25 protein-coding genes are annotated in these 19,179 nt (G+C 60.0%); 23 read left to right on the plus strand and 2 right to left on the minus strand.

Annotated features, from left to right (window positions below):
- Positions 1 to 24 precede the first annotated feature (24 nt).
- From BHD07_RS21370 to BHD07_RS21460, 19 genes are all read left to right on the plus strand, one after another.
- Positions 25 to 1,257: a phage portal protein gene (locus BHD07_RS21370; RefSeq protein ID WP_338282979.1), complete on the plus strand. Its 1,233-nt coding sequence runs from the start codon at positions 25 to 27 to the stop codon at positions 1,255 to 1,257.
- Positions 1,254 to 1,862: an HK97 family phage prohead protease gene (locus BHD07_RS21375; RefSeq protein WP_338282980.1), complete on the plus strand. Its 609-nt coding sequence runs from the start codon at positions 1,254 to 1,256 to the stop codon at positions 1,860 to 1,862. Before BHD07_RS21370 ends, BHD07_RS21375 begins: the two co-directional genes overlap by 4 nt.
- A gap of 89 nt (positions 1,863 to 1,951) precedes the next feature.
- Positions 1,952 to 3,217, plus strand: coding sequence for a phage major capsid protein (locus BHD07_RS21380; RefSeq protein ID WP_338282981.1), 1,266 nt, complete (start codon positions 1,952 to 1,954; stop codon positions 3,215 to 3,217).
- Between the two features lie 47 nt (positions 3,218 to 3,264).
- Complete coding sequence (locus BHD07_RS21385) at positions 3,265 to 3,495, plus strand: hypothetical protein (protein WP_338282982.1); 231 nt, start codon at positions 3,265 to 3,267, stop codon at positions 3,493 to 3,495.
- The gene (locus BHD07_RS21390; protein ID WP_338282983.1) at positions 3,455 to 4,000 is read left to right on the plus strand and encodes a head-tail connector protein; all 546 of its coding nucleotides are present in this window, start codon (positions 3,455 to 3,457) and stop codon (positions 3,998 to 4,000) included. Before BHD07_RS21385 ends, BHD07_RS21390 begins: the two co-directional genes overlap by 41 nt.
- A 17-nt stretch (positions 4,001 to 4,017) precedes the next feature.
- The gene (locus BHD07_RS21395) at positions 4,018 to 4,431 is read left to right on the plus strand and encodes a hypothetical protein (RefSeq protein ID WP_338282984.1); all 414 of its coding nucleotides are present in this window, start codon (positions 4,018 to 4,020) and stop codon (positions 4,429 to 4,431) included.
- Positions 4,431 to 4,772, plus strand: a complete 342-nt coding sequence (locus tag BHD07_RS21400) for a phage head closure protein (RefSeq protein WP_338282985.1) — start codon at positions 4,431 to 4,433, stop codon at positions 4,770 to 4,772. The genes BHD07_RS21395 and BHD07_RS21400 overlap by 1 nt, the downstream gene beginning before the upstream one ends.
- On the plus strand, positions 4,772 to 5,224 hold the full coding sequence (locus BHD07_RS21405; protein ID WP_338282986.1) for an HK97-gp10 family putative phage morphogenesis protein: 453 nt from the start codon (positions 4,772 to 4,774) through the stop codon (positions 5,222 to 5,224). The genes BHD07_RS21400 and BHD07_RS21405 overlap by 1 nt, the downstream gene beginning before the upstream one ends.
- Positions 5,225 to 5,656, plus strand: a complete 432-nt coding sequence (locus tag BHD07_RS21410; protein WP_338282987.1) for a DUF3168 domain-containing protein — start codon at positions 5,225 to 5,227, stop codon at positions 5,654 to 5,656. It begins immediately after the preceding gene.
- Positions 5,656 to 5,868 carry a hypothetical protein gene (locus BHD07_RS21415; RefSeq protein WP_338282988.1) on the plus strand — a complete coding sequence of 71 codons (213 nt, stop codon included), beginning with the start codon at positions 5,656 to 5,658 and terminating at the stop codon, positions 5,866 to 5,868. Before BHD07_RS21410 ends, BHD07_RS21415 begins: the two co-directional genes overlap by 1 nt.
- Before the next feature lie 33 nt (positions 5,869 to 5,901).
- A complete protein-coding gene (locus BHD07_RS21420; RefSeq protein ID WP_338282989.1) occupies positions 5,902 to 6,354 on the plus strand; it encodes a phage tail tube protein in 453 nt (150 codons plus the stop codon).
- Between the two features lie 6 nt (positions 6,355 to 6,360).
- Positions 6,361 to 6,705, plus strand: a complete 345-nt coding sequence (locus BHD07_RS21425) for a gene transfer agent family protein (RefSeq protein WP_338282990.1) — start codon at positions 6,361 to 6,363, stop codon at positions 6,703 to 6,705.
- Positions 6,706 to 6,967: 262 nt separating this feature from the next.
- Positions 6,968 to 9,637, plus strand: coding sequence for a tape measure protein (locus tag BHD07_RS21430; protein ID WP_338282991.1), 2,670 nt, complete (start codon positions 6,968 to 6,970; stop codon positions 9,635 to 9,637).
- A 12-nt stretch (positions 9,638 to 9,649) separates the two neighbouring features.
- On the plus strand, positions 9,650 to 10,357 hold the full coding sequence (locus tag BHD07_RS21435) for a hypothetical protein (RefSeq protein ID WP_338282992.1): 708 nt from the start codon (positions 9,650 to 9,652) through the stop codon (positions 10,355 to 10,357).
- A 24-nt stretch (positions 10,358 to 10,381) separates the two neighbouring features.
- Positions 10,382 to 10,573: a hypothetical protein gene (locus tag BHD07_RS21440; protein ID WP_338282994.1), complete on the plus strand. Its 192-nt coding sequence runs from the start codon at positions 10,382 to 10,384 to the stop codon at positions 10,571 to 10,573.
- Positions 10,563 to 11,135 (plus strand): hypothetical protein, encoded by a 573-nt coding sequence (locus BHD07_RS21445; protein WP_338282996.1) that lies wholly within the window; start codon positions 10,563 to 10,565, stop codon positions 11,133 to 11,135. The genes BHD07_RS21440 and BHD07_RS21445 overlap by 11 nt, the downstream gene beginning before the upstream one ends.
- Positions 11,120 to 11,539, plus strand: coding sequence for a DUF6950 family protein (locus tag BHD07_RS21450; RefSeq protein ID WP_338282998.1), 420 nt, complete (start codon positions 11,120 to 11,122; stop codon positions 11,537 to 11,539). The genes BHD07_RS21445 and BHD07_RS21450 overlap by 16 nt, the downstream gene beginning before the upstream one ends.
- 25 nt (positions 11,540 to 11,564) lie before the next feature.
- Entirely contained in the window at positions 11,565 to 13,673 is a 2,109-nt protein-coding gene (locus BHD07_RS21455) for a hypothetical protein (protein ID WP_338283000.1), read from the plus strand.
- A gap of 87 nt (positions 13,674 to 13,760) precedes the next feature.
- Positions 13,761 to 16,559, plus strand: a complete 2,799-nt coding sequence (locus BHD07_RS21460) for a hypothetical protein (RefSeq protein WP_338283001.1) — start codon at positions 13,761 to 13,763, stop codon at positions 16,557 to 16,559.
- Between the two features lie 173 nt (positions 16,560 to 16,732).
- Here the strand turns inward: BHD07_RS21460 and BHD07_RS21465 are convergent, their stop codons facing one another.
- Together BHD07_RS21465 and BHD07_RS21470 are read right to left on the minus strand one after the other, a co-directional pair.
- Entirely contained in the window at positions 16,733 to 16,948 is a 216-nt protein-coding gene (locus tag BHD07_RS21465) for a hypothetical protein (RefSeq protein WP_338283002.1), read from the minus strand.
- A 189-nt stretch (positions 16,949 to 17,137) separates the two neighbouring features.
- The gene (locus tag BHD07_RS21470; RefSeq protein WP_338283143.1) at positions 17,138 to 17,359 is read right to left on the minus strand and encodes a hypothetical protein; all 222 of its coding nucleotides are present in this window, start codon (positions 17,357 to 17,359) and stop codon (positions 17,138 to 17,140) included.
- Positions 17,360 to 17,546: 187 nt separating this feature from the next.
- Between BHD07_RS21470 and BHD07_RS21475 the strand changes: the two genes are divergently transcribed.
- The 4 genes from BHD07_RS21475 to BHD07_RS21490 all read left to right on the plus strand — a co-directional run bounded on the left by BHD07_RS21475 (position 17,547) and on the right by BHD07_RS21490 (position 19,053).
- Complete coding sequence (locus tag BHD07_RS21475) at positions 17,547 to 18,188, plus strand: hypothetical protein (RefSeq protein WP_338283003.1); 642 nt, start codon at positions 17,547 to 17,549, stop codon at positions 18,186 to 18,188.
- A complete protein-coding gene (locus BHD07_RS21480) occupies positions 18,185 to 18,400 on the plus strand; it encodes a Pam3-gp28 family putative phage holin (protein ID WP_338283004.1) in 216 nt (71 codons plus the stop codon). Before BHD07_RS21475 ends, BHD07_RS21480 begins: the two co-directional genes overlap by 4 nt.
- A 174-nt stretch (positions 18,401 to 18,574) precedes the next feature.
- Positions 18,575 to 18,766, plus strand: a complete 192-nt coding sequence (locus tag BHD07_RS21485; protein WP_338283005.1) for a hypothetical protein — start codon at positions 18,575 to 18,577, stop codon at positions 18,764 to 18,766.
- A complete protein-coding gene (locus tag BHD07_RS21490; RefSeq protein ID WP_338283006.1) occupies positions 18,763 to 19,053 on the plus strand; it encodes a hypothetical protein in 291 nt (96 codons plus the stop codon). Before BHD07_RS21485 ends, BHD07_RS21490 begins: the two co-directional genes overlap by 4 nt.
- Positions 19,054 to 19,179: the final 126 nt, after the last annotated feature.

Consider the following 19,179-nt stretch of genomic DNA (forward strand, 5'->3'; position numbering starts at 1 on the left):
TTTACACGAAGGAATGCGCCTGAATTGCGCTCAAATGTCGAAAATCCGACGATTCCAGTCAGCGCTGAGAATTTTCTCGCGTATTTCGGCATCCAATCGGCAAATCTGCCGGCTGTAACGATCGACAGCGCATTGAGCGTCCCGGCTGTTTGGGCGGCGGTTGCTTTCCTGTCGCGAACGCTTGCCGCATTGCCGCGCCACGCCTACCGAGACGGCAAGGGTGGCGCAAAACGCATCGGCGGCAAGCTCGAGACGGTTGTGAATGCCGCTCCTAACGATGCGCTAGGCTCGTTTGCGTTTTGGCAATGGTTTTGGCAGCAGGTGTTCACTGGCGGCCGCGGCCTCGCTTACATCGAGCGAACTCCCCAGGGTATCGACTCGCTTTGGCCGATGGATCCGGCCAAGACCACGATAAAACGCGTTGGCCTGAAGGTCACATACGAGTTTGAGGGCAAGACATACGATGCCGCCGATGTCATCGACGTTCCCTTTATGCGCCGCAGTTGCGGTCTGAGGCACTATGGCCCAATCAACATGGCTTCGAAGGCTATACAGCTTGCCCTTGCCATGAATGATTACGGCTCCAACTTTTTCTCCGGCGGAGGAGTTCCTCCGCTCGCGCTGGTTGGTCCGTTGCCGCAAGGGGCTGATGCGCTGAAGCGAGCGCACGAGGACATCAAACGCGCGATCGGCGCGGCCAAATCCAGTAACAGCCAGATTTTTCCCATCCCTCCTGGCAACGAGCTGAAGCCCGTCGGCATGGATCCCGCCAAGGGGCAAATGGTCGAAGCGCGCCGATTCCAAGTGGAAGAAATCGCGAGATCCTACCAGCTGCCGCCTGTTTTTCTGCAGGATCTGACCCATGGCACGATGGCGAATACCGAACAGCAAAATCTTATGCTGGTTCAGCATCTCATCGGCCAGTGGGCAAAGGCTCTGGAAGATGAGCTAAATCTCAAGTTCTTCGGTCGAAGCGGCGGCAACCGTTACATCGCGCACGTTCTCGATGGATTGATGCGCGGTGATTTCCTTTCGCGCATGGATGGCCTAGCGAAGGCCGTGCAGAACGCACTGCTGACCCCCAACGAGGCCAGAGCACTAGAGAACCGAGAGGCAAAGCCTCATGGCGATGACTTGTTCCTGCAAGGCGCAACGGCGCCGCTCGGAACAGCAACGTACGGTCAGCAGAACAAGGCTGGCGCGCCAGAGCCGCTAGCCAACGACAACACATCCGACGATGAGGCCGACGCCGCATGACCACCAACATTGAAAAGCGCGCATGCGGCCTTGGTGTCGAGGTTCGCGCGGACAGCGCAAAGCGAACTCTGGTCGGTTATGCCGCAAAGTTCGATCGTGTGGCGAGCATCGGCGGCTACTTCGATGAGAAGATCGCCCCAGGTGCTTTTGCGGACGCCATCAAAGGCGACATTCGAGCTCTGGTCGATCACGATCCCGGCCGCGTGATTGGCCGTACGAAGAGCGGCACGCTCCGCCTTCAGGAAGATGGGGTCGGACTGCTCGCAGAAATCGATGTCCCGAACACAAGTGATGGCAACGACCTGTGGGAGTTGGTGTCCAGGCAGGACATTTCTGGGATGAGTTTCGGTTTCAGGGTCACCAAGGAAACTTGGGATGAAACCGGCGCGACGCCTGTCCGCACCATCGAAAAACTTGAACTGCACGAAGTGTCGGCGGTGGCGTGGCCTGCATACGAAGACACCACTATCGGCCTTCGCTCGCTTGAGGCGGCGAGGGCAGAAGGCGGTGCCGCACACAACGCAGCAGCCGCGAGCAGGCGTGTAGCCGAGAAGCGAGCGGCTATGGAACAGCGAATTCGGGGCATCCGGCAGGAGGCTTCGTAGTCCACCCGGCGTAGCCGGAGGGCAGGGCCATCCTGCCATTTTTATCCAAACGGCTCGCATTCGCGGGCCTTTTTCATATGGAGAAATGAATGTCCCTCAAGGAACTGAATGAAAAGCGCGGCAAGCTCGTACACGACGCCCGCGAAGCGCTCGACGCGATCAAGGCCAACACAGACGAGGCCCGCGCCGGCGAGCTCGATGCTCGCCACGACACGATCATGGCTGAGTTTGACAAGCTCGAAAAGCTGATCGAACGCGAGCAGAAACTTGCCGAGATTGAGCGTCGTACCGCCGAAGAGCGCGCACGTAACCGCCCGAACGGCGGCGACGGCGAAGCCCGCGGCCAGGACGACGACGGTGGAAAGCTCGAATATCGCCACGTCTTCGCGAAGGTCGTATGTGGTGTCAATCCCTCAGATCTCGAGCCCGAAGAGCGCGCGGTTCTGAAGGCCGGCATGACGAAATTTGAGTCGCGTGCTCAAACTGCAGGCACAGCCAGCGCCGGCGGTTACACGGTTCCGACGGAACTGATGAACCAGATCGATCGGGCAATGGCGGCCTGGGGCCCGATGTATAATTCGGACGTGTGCACCGTCATCACGACGAGCAGTGGCAATCCGCTCAAACTGCCTACCGTCGACGACACGACCGTCACTGCCGGGGCCCACGTGGAAGGAGCCGCATTGACCGATGACGGCGGCAAGGACGTCACGTTCGGGCAGAAGTCTCTGGACGCGTATTCCTTCGACACGGAATTCGTGAAGTGGTCGTGGGAGCTCGACATGGACTCGATTTTCAGCATGGAAGCCCTGCTGGGCGATCTGCTGGGCGAGCGTCTGGCCCGCATTGCCAACCTGCAGCTTACGACCGGCACCGGTTCCAGCGCACCGAACGGCATTGTTACCGGATCGTCCCTTGGCGTCACTGCCGCGGCAACGACTGCGATCACCTGGGATGAAATCATTGATCTCGAGCACTCCGTGGATCCGGCCTATCGCCAGTCGCCGAAGGCGGGCTACATGTTCAATGACGGCACCCTGAAGGCCGTCAGAAAATTGAAAGACGGAGATGGGAATTATCTCTGGCAACAGGGCAACGTGCAGGCGGGCATCCCGGCTTCGTTCAACGGCCGTCGCTATCACATCAACCAAGCGATGGACTCCCTTGCCGCCGCAAAGAAGGTCATGCTCTTCGGCGACCTTGGCAAGTTTTACGTCCGCAAGGTCGGCGCCCCTGTCGTTGGTGTGATGCGCGAGCGCTTTTGGCCCGACATGGGAATTGCTGGTTTGATCCGCTTCGATGGCGAGATCGGTCAGTCCGGCGCCATCAAGCACCTCATCACGGCTGCTGCCTAATACTGGATGGCGGGCTTCGGCCCGCCTCCTTCCCCCAAGGAGGTGGCATGAAAATCAGAATGTTGGTCGGCTTGGCTGGCAGCGAATACTCGATCGGCCCCGGTGACGAGCGCGAGTTTCCCGACAAAGAAGCAATCAGGCTGATCGACGCTGGCTACGCCGTTCCGGTTGCTGAGGAAAAGACAGAGCGCGCGGTCGCGCAGCCTGCCGCCGAGAGGCGCAAGAAGGGCAAGGCTGATGTGGTATCCAACGAAAATAACGACTCCGGCGACAAGTGAGCCGGTTACGACCGCAGACGCAAAGCGCCGTCTGCGCATAGATTTCAGTGATGACGACGCCGACATCGACTTGATGATCGAATCGGCGCGCGATCACGCAGAGAAATACTGCAATACGCGCTTCGCGACACAAACCGTTGAGATGAAGTGCGACGGCTTCTGTGATCTCGAACGGCTACCAGAAGCGCCCGTTTCGTCGGTGACTTCGATCGCCTATGTCGACACGGATGGCGCGACGCAAACGCTAGCGACGAGCGTTTATGAGCTCCGCGCGGACGAACTAGAGGCGTCGATCGTCACGAAATACGGCCAGCAGTGGCCGCCGATACAGATCGGTTCGCGAATCACCGTGACTGCGGTTGTCGGTTACGCAAATGCGCCCGCGGCCGTGAAGCACGCAATCCTGCTGTTTATCGCTGATGCCTACGAGGTTCGCGAGAACGCGAAGCTTGACGATTGGACGGCGTTTGACGCCCTCCTGACAAATTTTAGACGCGGCGCGTAGGCCGCAGAGGGATTAATATGGCAGACCTTACGATTACGCCGAGTGACGTGGTGGTTAGCAGCAATGCCGTCATCGAGCACGGCACGGCAGGCACCACCGTGACTGCTGGCCAGATGGTCTACAAGAACACGACCACCGGCAAGTACGAACTGGCCGATAACAACTCTGCAACTGCGGCGGTTCGTCAGCCTCGAGGCATCGCGCTCAATGGCGCGGCCAACGGCCAGCCGCTCGCAATTCAGAAGTCTGGCGACATCACGCTTGGCAGCGTTCTTACGGCCGGCACGGCTTACTACCTGTCGGATACGGCTGGCGGCATCTGCCCGCTCGCTGATCTCGCTACCGGCGAATATTACGTCCTTCTTGGCCTCGCCAAGAGCGCAACCGTATTGTCGCTCGACGTTCAGTACCCTGGCGTTGCGGTAGCGTAATGGTTGGCGCCGGCAAGTTGGACCGGCGTCTCCGATTCGAGAAACGCGAAGAGCGGGACGATGGGTTCGGCAACACGATTTCAATGTGGGTGCTGCAATTCACCGAAGCCGCCAATCGCGCTTGGCTTCGTGGGGGCGAGACGGTAATGGCTGCCCGCCTTGAGAGCCGGCAGCCAGTGATAATCACCATTCGCAACAGTGAACGAGCTCGCGCTGTAACGGCGGATTGGCGGGCAGTCGATACGCGCGATGGTCGCGTTTACAACCTGCGGGAAAATCCGAAGGAAAGCGACAATCGCGGCTATCTCGAGATGCTGGCGGAGAGCGGAGTGGCGACATAATGTTGGGATTGGCGCAACTGACCAAGAAGCTGCGGCGCATACCGCAGGCGGCGAAGGATGCCGCAAAGGCTGCGGTGGTGCAGGGCGCAAACGAGATTGCCGCCGTGCAGCGCTCTCTGGCACCCGTCGACGATGGCGACCTTAAGGACAGCATAGCTGTCACGCCACCGGGTGGCACAACGCCGCCGTATTCTCAGCCGGGTGGCTCGCGTACTGCCGGCCCCGAAGAAGCGATCGTCACAGCAGGCAACACTCGCGTCCGATACGCCCACCTCGTCGAATTCGGCACTGCGGCACACGCAGCGGGCGGCATGTTCGAAGGGGCTACTATCCCTGCGATTCCTGCGCAGCCGTTCTTCTGGCCAGGATACAGGGCGGTGCGCCGGAGGGTCCGTAGCCGCGTGACGCGCGTCATAAACAAAGCGATAAAAGACGCCGCCACAGGGGGCTAAATGAGCAGCGCCGCAGAACTGCAGAAGCTCTATTTCGACACGCTTAAGGCTGACAGCGATGTAATGGCGCTAGCCTACGGCGTCTATGATCGCGTCCCGGAAAAGCCGTTTGGCCCCGTTGATGCTGCGGGTAACACCTCGAAAACCGCATACATTTCGTTCGGGCCGATCGATAGCGTCGAGGACGATGCTGAGTGCATCACCGGACTTGAAGTGACGGCGCAGATTGATGTCTGGTCCCGCGCCGTGGGGTTTGTCGAGTGCAAGCGACTGGTGGACCTCGTCCGCAAGGCACTGCATCGGCGCTCGTTGGCGTTGACCGAAAACGCCCTTGTCGACACTTGGGTGGAGCTTACGCGCGTCTTCCGCGACCCCGATGGGCAGACGAGCCACGGCGTTGTGCAGGTGCGCGCCATGATCGAGGAGCCGTGATGAATGGCGGCGAATTGATGGCGTGGGTGCACTTTACGGAAGTATTCAACTACGACCGCAGACCCAAACAGGCAGTTGCATTTGTGATGCAACCGGGCGTGCGCAGCGTGCCGCGTGACGTCGCCGACGCTGCCATTGCGGCGGGTAAAGCGACGGAAGTGAGACCGCCACCGAGGCGGCAATCAAAATCAACCAAAACACCGGCCGCCTAGTGCGGCTTTTTCTTTGCTGAAAGGAATAGCCGCATGGCTAACGCTGTTACTGAAAAATTTGAAGAACTCGTCCTTGACGTCGAGTTCGATCCCGTCGGCGCTGCCGGCGTCTATACCGCCGTTTGCGGCCTTATCGACGTGACCATCTCCCGCCAGGCAAACGTCGACTCCGCTGAGATTCCTGATTGCGATGACGAGTCTCTGCCCCTTAGCATCGAGAAGCAGGTCCGTTCGATCGAGGTGACCGCGTCGGGAACGGGCGTGTGGGCTCAGTCCTCGCAGTCGAAACTGAAGACGTGGTTCTACTCCTCCGCCACGCTGAATGTCCGCCTGCGCGACACCAAGGCGGCGACCGGCGATATTGAGATTGAGGCTGGGCCGGCTCTCCTGACGCAGCTTACGAACACCCGCACCAAGGGGCAGAAGGTCTCGGCTGAAATCGAGATCCAGTTCGACGGCACACCCACCCGGACCAACAAGGCCTGATGCTGAATGGCCAGAGGAGTTGACATAACGTGGGCAGGTGGGGAGCATACCTTCCTGCTCACGATCGATCTTCTGCGCGCCTTGGAGGATAAGAGCGACGCCGGCCCCGCTTGGGTGCTGGCGCGTCTTGGTTCCGGACAATGGCGCGTGGATGACGTTATCCAGCCGATACGGCTCGGTCTGGAGGGCGGGGGACTGGACAAGGATACCGCCCGCAAGCTGGTCAAACGGCACGTCGAGGACCGCCCCCTTACCGAATCCGTTCTGACTGCTCAGGCAATCCTTATGGCAGCCCTGTACGGCGGCGAGGACGATGCCGACCAGGGGGAGTCGAGCGCGGCGGCCGCGTAAAGCCGCTGCCGCGAGGGAAGATCGATTGGGGCGCACTCTATAAATGGGCCGGCGTCCTGCACATGAACATCGGCGATATGACGATGTTTGAATTCGCGTGCGCGACGCAAGGGTTCGCGGAGGCCAACGGCGCAAAGCCGAAGGGTGGAACGATCAGCGACGATCGGCTTGCCGATATGGGCATTGAGGGCTTCTAGCCGCCACCAAAGCGCCCGCCTTATCGGCGGACGCATCCTTTCCACAAAGCTCAGGGTCGGCGGCAATGACAACTGATATGCAGCGCCTCATTGTTTCGCTCGAGGCGCGTACGAAATCATTTGAGAACGCGCTCAACAGGGCGAACAATGTAGCCAATCAGCGCGCCAAGGCGATCGATAAGCGCTTCAAGGATCTGAACAAGAGCGTCACTGCGTCTTTCGCAAATATGCTCAAGGGCGGCGTTGCGATCGGCGGCGCTGGCCTTGGTACACGCGAGATCACCCAATACGCCGACGCCTGGACTGAAGCGGGCAATAAGGTCAGGGCCGCAGCGCAGTCTGCCGGCGTTGAGGCACGCTCTCTCGATGCGCTGAAGGATGGGGCGAACGAGGCGCGCGTTGCGCTGGAAGATTACGTCGACTTGTATGCTCGTCTTATTAGGTCGGCATCTGGCGTTGCCAAATCCGAAGAGGAAATCGCGCGGGCAACGACTATCGTTTCTAAGGCGTTTAAGGCGGGTGGAGCGTCCGCCGCCGAGCAGGCTTCTGGTATTCTTCAGCTTGGCCAGGCGCTCGGCTCCGGCGTCCTGCAAGGCGACGAACTGAAGTCCCTTAGAGAAAATGCGCCGGTTTTGGCGCAGGCTATTGCGGACGAATTCAAGACTACAATTGCGGGGCTCAAGGATCTTGGCTCTGAAGGCAAGCTCACCTCAGACCGCGTTTTCAAGGCGATTTTGAACGCGCAGAAGCCAATTGAGGCGCAGTTCGCCGCAACCAACGCCACCATTGGCGACAGCTTCACGCAGTTGCGGAACAACCTTACGCAGTACATCGGCACGCAGGCCGAGGCTTACGGCGTCACGCAGACGATCGCCAATATTCTTGGTGCACTGGCCAATAATATCGATTCGGTGGCGAACGCTGCTGCAGCCGCAGGGCTCATACTTGCAGCCACCTTCGGCCGGGGGGCGGCTATTGCTGGCGTCGCGGCGCTTGCTAATCCATTTGTGGCGATTGCCGCTGCGATCGGTGCTGCCGCTTTCGCGCTGTCTGCCTTTGGGGACGAGATACAGCCCATTCAGGGCGATCTCGCCAACTTGCAGGACTATGCGGCCGTTATCTGGGACAACGTCAAGAGCGGCGCGGTAGAGGCTTCGGCGGTCGTCTCGGACACATTTCTGGCAATCGCCAACATTATTTCTGATGCTCTCGGTGGGGCAGAAGTCTCATGGTCTGATCTCGCTGACTTCGCAGTCACCGCGGCGGACCAAATCATCAACTCTTTTGTTCTTGTCTACGACACGCTCGTGGCGACCTTCACGAAGCTGCCTAGCGCAATTGCAGGCGCAGTCGTTAATGCGATGAACTCGATGATTGGCGTCGTTGAGTCTGCCATCAACAAAGTCGTGTCGGGCGTCAACTCGGCAATCGCCGCCATAAACGGCGCGGCTAGCGCTGCGGCGACTTTGGTTGGTACTGGCGGCGCCGTCGGATCCGGCATGGACCCGAACACGCGCCCCGCAAATGTCAAAATAATCGGCGAAATTGGCAAGGTCGAGCTCGGTCGCGTCGAGAATAGCTATGCGGGCGCGGGCGAGGCTGCCGGCGCAGCGTATGCCGATGCGATGGCAAACACGGCAAAGACGCGAGTACGCGATGCTCTCGGCTCCATCCGTGAGCAGGCCAACCTCCGCGGCGCAGAGCGCACGATAAACCAACTGCCGTTCAACCCGCTTGACCCACCGGGCGGAGAAGACAGAAGCACGGCTGGTTTTGGCGGTGGCTCCGGCGGCGCAGGCTCCGGTGGGGGCGGCGGTAAGGGTAAAAAGGGCGGCGGCAGGTCTAAAGGCGACAGCTTCCAGCGCGAAATTGAGCAGATCAAGGAGCGCACTGCCGCACTTCAGGCTGAGACGGTGGCGCAGGCCGGCGTCAACCCGCTGATCGACGATTACGATTATGCGGTCACAAAAGCCAGCGCGACGCAGGAACTGCTTAATGCAGCGCATGAAGCCGGACTAATTAAGACCGCCGAACTGAGTGCAGCCACGCCGGAACTTCGCGAGAAGATTCTGGCTCTCGCGGAGGGCTACGCGCAAGCGACCGTTGCCTCCAACCAGATGGCTGAAAGCCAGGAGCGGGCGAGGGCGATCTCTGAGGATATGAAGTCGCTCGGCAAGGACGTCACTGGCGGGTTCATCAAGGATCTGCAGTCCGGGAAATCGGCGGCGGATGCGCTGGCTAACGCGCTCGGCAAGGTTGCCGACAAGCTGCTCGACATAGCACTCGACTCTGCATTCGGACTTGGCAACTTCAAAGGCGGTGGCGGCCTCTTCGGCGGCTTGCTCAGCGGAATAGGAAGCATCTTCGGCTTCGCAACCGGGGGCATAGCCGCGCACGGTAAACCGCTAAAGAAGTTCGCTCGTGGCGGCATTTCCAAGTCGGCCGCAATCTTCGGCGAGGCAGGTCCAGAAGCAGCCGTGCCGTTGCCGGATGGACGAAACATCCCTGTGAAGCTGATGGAGCCGCGGATACCGCAGGCGTCGGCGAAGTCGAACGACACAGTGACGATCGTTCTGCAGGACGATTCCGGACGCATGGCTGACATCGCGGATCGGCGGATTGAGACCGCAAGCGGCACAATCGTGAAGGTCGCCGTGACGGAATCGACGCAGCGAGTTGTCCCGACGATGGCCGCGCACCAGAAAAATAGAGCTGGGGCGGAGTGGCGCACCTAACGGAGGCCATCAATGGCTGAAATCATCCAATGGCCCATCTGCGTTCTCCGCCCGCAACAGGCTAGCGCGAACCTCGCGCCCTTCACCCGTTCGGGCGGCAGAACGCTAGGCGGCATCGAGCCGAGTACGAGGACGGATTTGGGATTCTGGAGCATATCGTACTCCGGTATCGTGATGCAGAACCGCTCGCGCCAAGCTTGGCAAACGTGGAACGCCATAGCCCAAAAGCTCGGCGGCCGCTCCGGCCTGATCGCGGTTCGCGTCCGTTCCAGTCTGTCGGCGCCGTATGTCTCTGGCAAGTTCGAGCCTGTCATCGAGACCGACCATAGCGACGACTCGCCGTTTGACGACGACACACCGTACACGCAGGGCGCCATTTCGGTCGTCACCGATGGTGTGACGCCGGTAGGTGCGACGTCTATCCGACTGCGCATCATCAATGCCGACGCCAACCTCGTTGGCGTGCGCTTCAGCTACAACCATGCGCTCTACGAAACCGGCCCCGTCACCAGCATAAGCGGCGACATCTGGACCGTGCCGATTTCACCGTCGGTGCGCGAGCTTATTCCTGCCGGCGCCGATCTCGAGTTCGATCAGCCGACGTGCCTCTGCCATCTGGCGGAGGACCGCGGCATGGACATCGACCAGAACGCGGTTGGGAAATTCTCGTTGCCGTCGGTCTCGTTTGTGGAGGCGGTTGATTATTGGTCGAATTTGTAGCGCCCGCCAAGGAAGGGAGGCCGCATGTACAAGGTTGTTGATCTTATTGAAGACGAACGCACGACCGTAGAGAGCACCCTGAATGAGTGGGAAGCCGACGGTTACGAGCCGTTCCAGGTCATTCGGCGCGCCACTTACAGTTGGCGGCTGATCTTCCGCAAGCAAGCGGACGACGGGCAGGCAGGCAGCGAGCCAGGCGGAACCGATGGCAATTAAATCGCTGCGCATCCTCTGCGACGCGGAGTTGCCGGAAGAGACCATTCGCGTGTGGGATGGCTCCGGCGGCAGGTTCGTCGACGGCGAGGGTAATATCTATCGGCCAGCGCAGTTCACAGAGGACGCGTTGCAGTCGCTCGAGGCGGCTATCAACGGCGAGGCGTTCACTCTGGCGCTGTCCCTCATCTCGATCAGCCAATCGGCCGCCGATAGCATCTGGGATTACGACGAGACGAGCTCGGTGCAAGGGTCGCCATTCGTGGTGAAATTGCAAATCCTCGACGAGGACGAGCAGCCCGACGGCGATCCGATTGTCGTGTTTACCGGCGAGATCGACAATCTCGACGTTGTCGACGAATCCAGTGCCGACGGCATTCGGTCGATGGTGAATATCGAAATCACCAACCGCTTCACGCTGCGCACCGTAACGAATGGTGCCGTGCTCTCGGACGTCGACCAGCGTGCGCGCTCCGCCATCTTGAATCCATCTGCGGCAGACGATGAGTTCTGCAAGCGCGTGCCGCTGATGCGTGACCAGACGATTAAGTGGCCCAACTGGTAGCAGCTCGAGCTGATGCGCTGGCCGCCTTCCTCGCCGACAACAACGCCCGCCCTTGGCAGCCAGGCCACGTCGACTGCTGCATGGTTCTCGCTGACTGGGCCGTATGGCTTGGTCATGCGGATCCAGCGGCACACCTGCGGGGCAAGTACGACACCGACGAAGGCTTCCGCGTCATCATAGCGGCCCACGAAGGTGCTGTTCCGCTCGTGGCGACCTGCGTTGCCAACGTCAACGGCAAACGCGTCCAGCGCCCCGTACGTGGCGCCATCGGCGTCATCGGCAGCCAATCCAACATTCATCGCCAATTCGGCGCAATCCATGACGGCGAAGGCTGGCTTGTGCGCATGCACGGCGGCTTCGGCCGCATGACCGCGAAAACTCTAGCGGCCTGGGAAATCCAGTAGCCGCGTATTTGCGGCTAGGAGCACCATGCCAGGTATCATTGAAACGATCTCTCTGATCGTGTCGTCGCTTGCGACCACGACGCTCGCGGCGAACGCGCTTTATCTCGGCACGTCTGCGCTGATCTACGGCGGCTTGGCACTCGGCGCAGCAGCCCTTCAGGGCGCTTTCGCATCCAAGCCGGCCGTGCCGAAACCAGACGACGGCAGCTACAACCTGAAGCAAAGCGTGCCTTCTCTTGCCTACGTGTTGGGCCGCGCCAAGAAGGGCAGCGACTATGTCTTCCTCGAGGAGGTGGGTGGCAAGGCGCACCACATCATGGTGTGGGCTGGTCACCGCATACAGGGATTTGTGCAGCATTACCTGCACGACGACAAGGTAACGCTCAACGCCGACGGCGGTGTCACCGATCCTGGCCATTACGACAAGGACGGCGTCAGCTTCGTCCACATAAAGACGAAGCTCGGCTTAAACGCCGAGACTGCCTATTCGGAAGTTGTCACGGCATTCCCGACGATCTGGAATAACAACTGCCGCGGCGACGGACTTGCTTCCGTCTACATGCGGGTGAGCACCGTTGACCAGAAAGACTTCCTCGACGTCTTTCCAAACCAGATGCCCGAGCATTCGGCAGTAGGCGACGGCGCGCTTCTCTGCGACCCGCGCAAGGACAGCACGCAGGGCGGCTCCGGCTCGCATCGCTACAACAACCCGAGCACGTGGGAGTTCTCGACGAACCTGGCGCTGATGCGGCTCTGGCACCTCTGCCATCCAGTCGGCGGGAAGATGGCCTACGAGAACATGTATCTGCCTGATTGGGCGAATGCGGCGAACGTCTGCGACCAGAACGTGACGAACCGCAGTGGCGGCACTGAGAAGCGCTATCACGGCGGCTTCTGGTTCCGCGCCAGCAATGATCCGATCGAAGTCGGGCGCATCATGGACGAGGCGGCCGAGCTTGTCGTCTACGAGCGCGCCGACGGCAAGATCGGCGTGCATGCCGGCGAGTTCGTGACGCCTGACGTGCGGTTGACCGCGGAGAACGTCTACAGCATCCGCGTCGATAAGAACAAGCGCCGCGCCAACACCGTGCTCGGCGTGCGCGGTCGGTACGTCAACACGGCCAAGGACTACATCACGGAAGACGCCGCGATCTACGGCGACCCTTATGCCGTGGTCGACGACAATACGGAGCGCACGCGGACTTTTGAGAATGCGGCGATCCAGAGCCACAATCACTGCCAGCGCAAGCAGAAACTGACCTTCGTTCGCGCCAATGCAAGGCGGGTGTCGGTGGTGGCGGATTACACGGCCGACGGCGCGCGAGACATTCCGTACCGGCGCTTTGTGACGTTGCACTATCCTTCTCGGGGGCTGGCCGAAGCCGTTGTGGAGATCACGTCCAGCGTGACGATCGACCTGCGCAACATGCACATATCGTTCTCGGGCATTCTGGTGAACTCGAACCTGTACAGCTTCAACGCTGCCACGGAAGAAGGCGAACCTGGCGAATCCGTCGAGCCCTTGCCGGATTCCGGCGTACCTGTGCCGGTTGACTTTTCGGCAACGATCCAAACGGAAGTCGTTTCGGGTGGCGCTACGGCGGCATTCATCAATGCGACGTGGGATTTTGTCGACGATACGCTGACTTACGAGCTGGAATACGACCGCACCAGCGGCTCGACGGGCGTGCAGTCGGTGTTCTCTGAGGCGGGCGCCACGCAGGTTCGCTCCGGCTACCTCGTCGACGGCGAGGAATACAAGGTGCGCCTACGTGCGTGGGGTGGCGGCTCCAAGTCCGAATGGACGGCTTACATCTTCCTGACAGCTACGGCCGATCCGGTTGCGCCTGATCCTGTAAGCGGCGTGTCGGTAACGCCAGCCGCTGGGCAGGCGGAGTTCCAATGGACCGCGCCGAACAGCGCCAACTATTACGCCTGCCGCATCTACATCAACACCGTCGATGACCTTGGAACGGCGACGCTCGCAGCGACCGAATACGGGCCGCCCAGCGCGACCGACCTTCGCGTCGTCACGTCACTAGCGGCCGGCACCTATTACGGGTGGCTGCGGTCGATCAACCCTTCGGGCGTGCCTGGTACGGCAGTCGCGACGGGTAGCTTCGTTGTGACGTAGCGGACTGACGTAACGGCCTGAAATAGCAACAACAATTGAGTTTTCAGCCCTGGCTAGCGCCGGGGCTTTTCTTTTTATGGAGAAGACATGGCGACCGCAGCAACCGTGTTTCGCGATTATGAAACTGATGGCGTACCGGCCTCCGGCAGCCACAAAGTCAAGAAGTCTGACGTTCGGCAGCTGCTGAGCGAATACGAGTCCACCATCAACGCCTTCCTGTCGAACGGCGGCCTGATCTATTCCAGCAAGGCGGCTATGGACGCCGACTTGGCGCATGGCCCCAACTCGATGGCGTGGGTTATCGGCGATGCGACCGTCGCCAACAACGGCATTTATCGGAAGATCGGCGCTTCCGGCGTAGGATCTTGGACTCGCGTTGCGGACCTGCCGTTCAGCTTCATCATCGCTTCGGACGTGGGTGCGGGCACCCCGAACGCCATCCAAGCGACGACTTCGATCCCCGTTTCGGGATCGGCGCTCGTCTGGATGAACATTTTCGAGGCGAATACGGCGTCTCCGGTCACGGTTTCGTTCAACGGCGGCTCTGCGCTCACGATCAAGACAAACAGCGGCAACGACGTCGCGGCTGGTGGCCTGACTGCCGGCATGAACGTCATGGGCATCGTGAGCGGCACGACGTTCCGGCTGGTGAGCGATCAGGCGAGTGCGGCGGTTTTGGCGGCGGCTGAGGCGCTGCTCGAGGATTTCCACGATGGATACCTCGGAAAGTTCGCTGACGATGCGGCTGCTACAGCGGCTGCGGGCGGCTCTCCGTCGGAAGGGACGCTTTACTGGAATACGACCAGCAACGGCTTCCTCGTTTTTGACGGTACGCTTTGGGTCGCCCTTGGCGCATCTGCCGTCCCGGACGGTTCGGTGACGCGCCCGAAAATGGCGACCGTGATTTCGCGAACCATTCCCCTGAACATTCAGGAATACGGTGCGTTCGGCTCCGACGACCCCGACGGCCTGGTCGATGAGACGACGCAGATTGCTGCCGCTATCAATGCGGCAATCGCGCAGGGCCGTGAGCTCTACATTCCTGGCGCACATTACCAGACGGGCCAGTATTCGCGGACTTCGCCGCTTGAGCTGTTCATGCAGGGCGATCCGGTATCGCGCCCCATTTTCCACGCGCTTCAATCGGTTGCCAACGCGACGGGTAGCGCCGGCAGGCTGTTTCAGTTCCTGCCTGGTGGGTCGTCCTACGCAGGCAACGAAGTAGGAAGCTATGCGCTCGACGGTGACGTCGGGGTTTTCCAACAGAAGATCAAGCTGAACTCGGTTTCCGGCATCCAGCCGGGGATGATGATCCAGATCGCCTCAAACCAGCTATGGCATTATGATGATCGCGGCGAATACTACCGCGGCGAAATCCATTTAATTCAGAGGGTGCTTGCCGGCACGAATGAGGTGCAGATCGACGACTACACCCGCGACCGCTACCTGCCATCGTCCGGTCATGTCGTTACGGTGCGAGTTTGGACGCCTTCGCGCCTGGTCTGGAACAACATCGCGGTCGAATATCCTGATCCAGCTGACAACACCGCAAACACGAGGGCTCTTGTTCTCGATCGAATGTACCAGCCACAATTCAACGACTGCCTTGTCAAGGGTTCCACCGGGTCGGGCATTCTCAACTCGCGAAGCTGGCTTGCCCGCTACAGCAACCTAGAGATACAAGACACAGGACTCGCCCTGTCGGATACGAGCAGCATCGGCTACGGGGTTCAGGAGGCATCGGTTTACGGCTCGATATTCACCGGAACAAAATCGCGAGGGTGCCGGCGCACCGTTGATTTCGACAGCCTAACGGCGCAAACGATGGCTGCGCCGTCTCGCGATTGCATTTTCAGGGATTTCCATATCACCGGCTCCGGCATCGATGGGACCGGCACAGAGTTCTTCCCCGAAGGTCTGGCGCCGAACTATGGCGTCGGCGGCCATGGTCCAGTGGAGAACCTGATAATCACTTCCGGCTATATTGCCGACGTCGAGCAGGGCATAAACATTCGCTCGCGAAACACGGAAATTTCCAACGTGCATTTCGCGGGCGAATTGGGATACTGCGTCTACGGCACTTACGGGACCGGACTCGAGGTCCACAATTGCCGCTACATGCGCGACGATTACCCGGACAAGATCCCCTCGTCGACCGCAGATGGCCTGGCCTTCTATCAACTGATGCCGCTGGCGTTTGTTCGGCTCGGCATCAGCTCCGGAGTGGGTGATTGGGACTATGAGAGCCCTGTCAAGATCACAGACAACGTCGCCCATGGGCTGCAGCGGGCATTTGTCGAGTTCGGAGTGTCAGCAACGAACGCGGTCGAGAACGTGATAGCCAAGGACAATTTCGCCCTCGTTCGGGTGGCGACCGGACAGACATTCACGTTCTTCAACACCAGTGGCGGCGGTGAAGCTCGTGTCTTCCGTTCCTGCCTCAATGATGGTTCGAATATGCTGGTCAACCGTGGGCCTGGCACCGCGAAAATGTTTGCGGCAATTGCCAATATGGGTCTGGGAAGTCTTTCCCAGGGTGGTAGTGACGCGGCCGTGCAAATTGGCGAACGCGAGTGGCAGGTACAGATACCCGACGACATCGGTGGCGTAATCAGGAATGCCTCGAGGAACGGTGACCAGATCGCCGTACAGATCATTCCGAACGCGGGGACGGCTTACGGCACATTCATCATTGCTTCCGGTAGCGCGACACTGACGACGCTCGGCGCCATCGGCGCCGGCTTGGCCGGCTCAACCCTCGGTTCTGGCCTCACCGGGACGGGCGGAGCGGACGGAACGTTCAACATAAGCCTCGACGCAAGCGGCGACCTCTATTTTGAGAATCGCACTGGCACGGCAAGACGCGTGCGCCTCAGGATTCTCTAAGAAGCTCTTCCCACACCTCACAACGACAAGGTGAACCATGAACAAGACGGTGCAGTCTCTGCAGCGGCGCTTGAAAAGTTCTCAATTCGCGCATAGATGGCAGTGTCTGTGAATTCGAACCCTCAGAACGGGGGCCTCTTCTTTCGTCCAGAGAGAAGGGGCCTTTTTGCCCTCTAACGGGGATCGTTGTCGTCGTCGTCGTAGCTGTCCTCGTCTTCTTGCTCGACGTCATTGACTTGACGAACGTCAGCCATTGCGAGTTCGGGTCCTGGCATAAGAAAAAATACCAGCGCTCCGCACAGAACAAAAAGCGCAGCCTTGTAGCCGTCGCTTGGAAGAAGAAATGAAACGCCGACTGCAGCGAACGCAAGGCTGAACGCAAACCTCATATGCCCCTCCCAGGTGCTTCGCTCGTACATTAGAACTCTTTCAGATAATTTGGAAAGGGATGAACCCTTATAATTTGGGGGGTGACGCCCACGTCCCGACGCCACGCGGGGTTTTATTGCCTATAGGGCAGACACTTCCTCCCAGACAGGAAGGTGCCATATGGCGCTACTGCCTTGGGAGATCGACTTTCAAATGATGCCGGGGAAGCCTTCTTCAGGCTGATCGTTGGGCTCGCACAATGTTGGTACTGGCTCAATCGGCCTTGCTGCCAGAGCTTTGAGGTCCTCGGCGAGATCGGCAAGCTGCGCCGCAAAGTCCAGAAGATTGGAAGCGGCGCACCCTTCCGCGGTTGCCGATAGGTCGGAAGCCGGCTCGCTTCGCCCGGCGCTTTTCGCTTCGTTATCGTGCATGTTCCAGTCCCGTTTCCATTGATGTGGATCAATGGCGAGGCCCGTCAAGGGCTGCGGCCGGCGACGAGCCTCCCGGCCGCCTACGAGGGGCGAGACGACCAACTTCAGTGTAGGCCGAACTTTCACCGGTCACCATTAGCCAGTGTGGCTTAGCCCGCTGCCCCCCCATCAACATTCAGGAGACACTATGGACCGCGCGAAATTCTTCGCGGCGGTGCGCTCGCCCCTGTTCGCCGGAAAGATGTCCGACGCGCAGGTGAGGGGCATCGACGCAATTCTTGACGAGGCCGAGCGCCGCCGCACCCCTCTGAAGCACTTGGCCTACATGCTTGCAACGGCTTTTCTCGAGACGGCCAAGACGATGCAGCCGATCGCCGAATACGGCAAAGGCGCTGGCCGCAAGTACGGCGTCAAAGGTAAGTACGGGCAGGTTCCCTATGGGCGCGGCTATGTCCAACTGACGTGGGACTCGAACTACGAGCGCGCCGATAAGGAGCTCGGCCTCAAAGGCGCGCTGCTGCGCGACTTTAATCTCGCCATGCGGCAGGACATCGCGGCCAAAATCATGTTCGAGGGCATGACCGACGGCTGGTTCACCGGGCGCCGGCTTGCGGACTACATCGTCGCCGACAAGGCCGATTACGTCGGCGCACGCAGAATCATCAACGGCACGGACAAGGCCAAGACGATCGCCGGCCACGCTGCCGTGTTCGAAGCGGCATTGAAGGCTGGCGGCTACGGCACGCGCGCCGTTGTTCCGGCCTCTGGCGGCTTCTGGGCTGCACTCGGCCGCATCCTGCTCGCGCTCATCAAAGGGGGTAAGAAATGACAGTAGGACAAATGTCACCCTTCATTCGCATCGCGCTCTACATGGTCGCGGGCTGGCTCTACGGCTCCGGCTACATTGGCGAGGAAGTCAGGGCCATGATTACCGAGGATCCCGCCATCGCAGCCTCCATCGAGGCCGGCATTGTTGCCGCCATCGGCGCCATTCCCGTCGCGTGGTGGCAGTGGGCCAGGAAGATGGGGCGGCCGACGTGATCTTATTAGCGGCAATCTGGTCCCGTTTTTCTGGCTGGCTAACAACTGCCAGCGTTGCGCTCGCGATCGTCGCGGGCGCTTTCTTTTACGGACGCTCCAGCGGCAAGGCTGATGCCAAGGCGGAGCAGGCTAAGGCAAACGCGAAAGCCATAAAACAGGCGAGGGGCGTCGAAGATGAAGTTCAAAACATGGGGGGTGGCGACGTTGATCGCGCTATCTCTAAGTGGCTGCGTGACGCAGGGTAACTACTGCGACATTGCGCGCGCCGTTCGGCCGTCCGTCGAAGACAAGATGACGGAAGGAACCAAGCGCCAGATCCTGGCGGAGAATGAGAAACTCGCTCGGCTTTGCGGGGTGAAGCCGTGACCGGGCCTGAGATTATGTATGCCGTCGGTTTCTTCGTCGGCCTTTTCGGCGCGATATTCGGCGTGTGGAAATACGTCGACGGCAAGATCGGAGCGGTTAGGGATGACCTTGCCCATCACAAACTACATATAGCCGAGCATTACGTTTCCAAGCAGGGCCTGCGCGAAACCACCGAGCAGATCATGGCGGCCATCGGGGGCGTGAAGGATGCGGTCGATAACATGACCCTTCGGGTTGACCGCATCGTCGAGAATCAGCCGCAGAGGCGGACGACCAGGGCAGGGTGATCAAGTGCATCGAGCCCCTATCAGTTTTTCTTTGCTGAAACCGCCGGCATCTGATACCCACGCAGCACGAGATCTGCGTAGCGAGTCTCCGTAGATAATTTCTAAATAGCTCCTATATTAAGATAA

It is taken from the genome of Sinorhizobium sp. KGO-5 (assembly GCF_036245905.1).
GTDB classification, from domain to species: Bacteria; Pseudomonadota; Alphaproteobacteria; order Rhizobiales; family Rhizobiaceae; genus Sinorhizobium; species Sinorhizobium meliloti_A.

Bases quoted from the DNA above. Each gene is read 5' to 3' on its own strand.
- BHD07_RS21415 (WP_338282988.1), top strand. From the start codon at position 5,656: ATGAATGGCGGCGAATTGATGGCGTGGGTGCACTTTACGGAAGTATTC.
- BHD07_RS21480 (WP_338283004.1), top strand. From the start codon at position 18,185: ATGACAGTAGGACAAATGTCACCCTTCATTCGCATCGCGCTCTACATG.
- BHD07_RS21460 (WP_338283001.1), top strand. From the start codon at position 13,761: ATGGCGACCGCAGCAACCGTGTTTCGCGATTATGAAACTGATGGCGTA.
- BHD07_RS21380 (WP_338282981.1), top strand. From the start codon at position 1,952: ATGTCCCTCAAGGAACTGAATGAAAAGCGCGGCAAGCTCGTACACGAC.
- BHD07_RS21420 (WP_338282989.1), top strand. From the start codon at position 5,902: ATGGCTAACGCTGTTACTGAAAAATTTGAAGAACTCGTCCTTGACGTC.
- BHD07_RS21385 (WP_338282982.1), top strand. From the start codon at position 3,265: ATGAAAATCAGAATGTTGGTCGGCTTGGCTGGCAGCGAATACTCGATC.
- BHD07_RS21410 (WP_338282987.1), top strand. From the start codon at position 5,225: ATGAGCAGCGCCGCAGAACTGCAGAAGCTCTATTTCGACACGCTTAAG.
- BHD07_RS21440 (WP_338282994.1), top strand. From the start codon at position 10,382: ATGTACAAGGTTGTTGATCTTATTGAAGACGAACGCACGACCGTAGAG.
- BHD07_RS21455 (WP_338283000.1), top strand. From the start codon at position 11,565: ATGCCAGGTATCATTGAAACGATCTCTCTGATCGTGTCGTCGCTTGCG.
- BHD07_RS21425 (WP_338282990.1), top strand. From the start codon at position 6,361: ATGGCCAGAGGAGTTGACATAACGTGGGCAGGTGGGGAGCATACCTTC.
- BHD07_RS21375 (WP_338282980.1), top strand. From the start codon at position 1,254: ATGACCACCAACATTGAAAAGCGCGCATGCGGCCTTGGTGTCGAGGTT.
- BHD07_RS21465 (WP_338283002.1), bottom strand. From the start codon at position 16,948: ATGAGGTTTGCGTTCAGCCTTGCGTTCGCTGCAGTCGGCGTTTCATTT.
- BHD07_RS21390 (WP_338282983.1), top strand. From the start codon at position 3,455: ATGTGGTATCCAACGAAAATAACGACTCCGGCGACAAGTGAGCCGGTT.
- BHD07_RS21395 (WP_338282984.1), top strand. From the start codon at position 4,018: ATGGCAGACCTTACGATTACGCCGAGTGACGTGGTGGTTAGCAGCAAT.
- BHD07_RS21445 (WP_338282996.1), top strand. From the start codon at position 10,563: ATGGCAATTAAATCGCTGCGCATCCTCTGCGACGCGGAGTTGCCGGAA.
- BHD07_RS21475 (WP_338283003.1), top strand. From the start codon at position 17,547: ATGGACCGCGCGAAATTCTTCGCGGCGGTGCGCTCGCCCCTGTTCGCC.
- BHD07_RS21470 (WP_338283143.1), bottom strand. From the start codon at position 17,359: ATGCACGATAACGAAGCGAAAAGCGCCGGGCGAAGCGAGCCGGCTTCC.
- BHD07_RS21400 (WP_338282985.1), top strand. From the start codon at position 4,431: ATGGTTGGCGCCGGCAAGTTGGACCGGCGTCTCCGATTCGAGAAACGC.
- BHD07_RS21485 (WP_338283005.1), top strand. From the start codon at position 18,575: ATGAAGTTCAAAACATGGGGGGTGGCGACGTTGATCGCGCTATCTCTA.
- BHD07_RS21430 (WP_338282991.1), top strand. From the start codon at position 6,968: ATGACAACTGATATGCAGCGCCTCATTGTTTCGCTCGAGGCGCGTACG.
- BHD07_RS21405 (WP_338282986.1), top strand. From the start codon at position 4,772: ATGTTGGGATTGGCGCAACTGACCAAGAAGCTGCGGCGCATACCGCAG.
- BHD07_RS21435 (WP_338282992.1), top strand. From the start codon at position 9,650: ATGGCTGAAATCATCCAATGGCCCATCTGCGTTCTCCGCCCGCAACAG.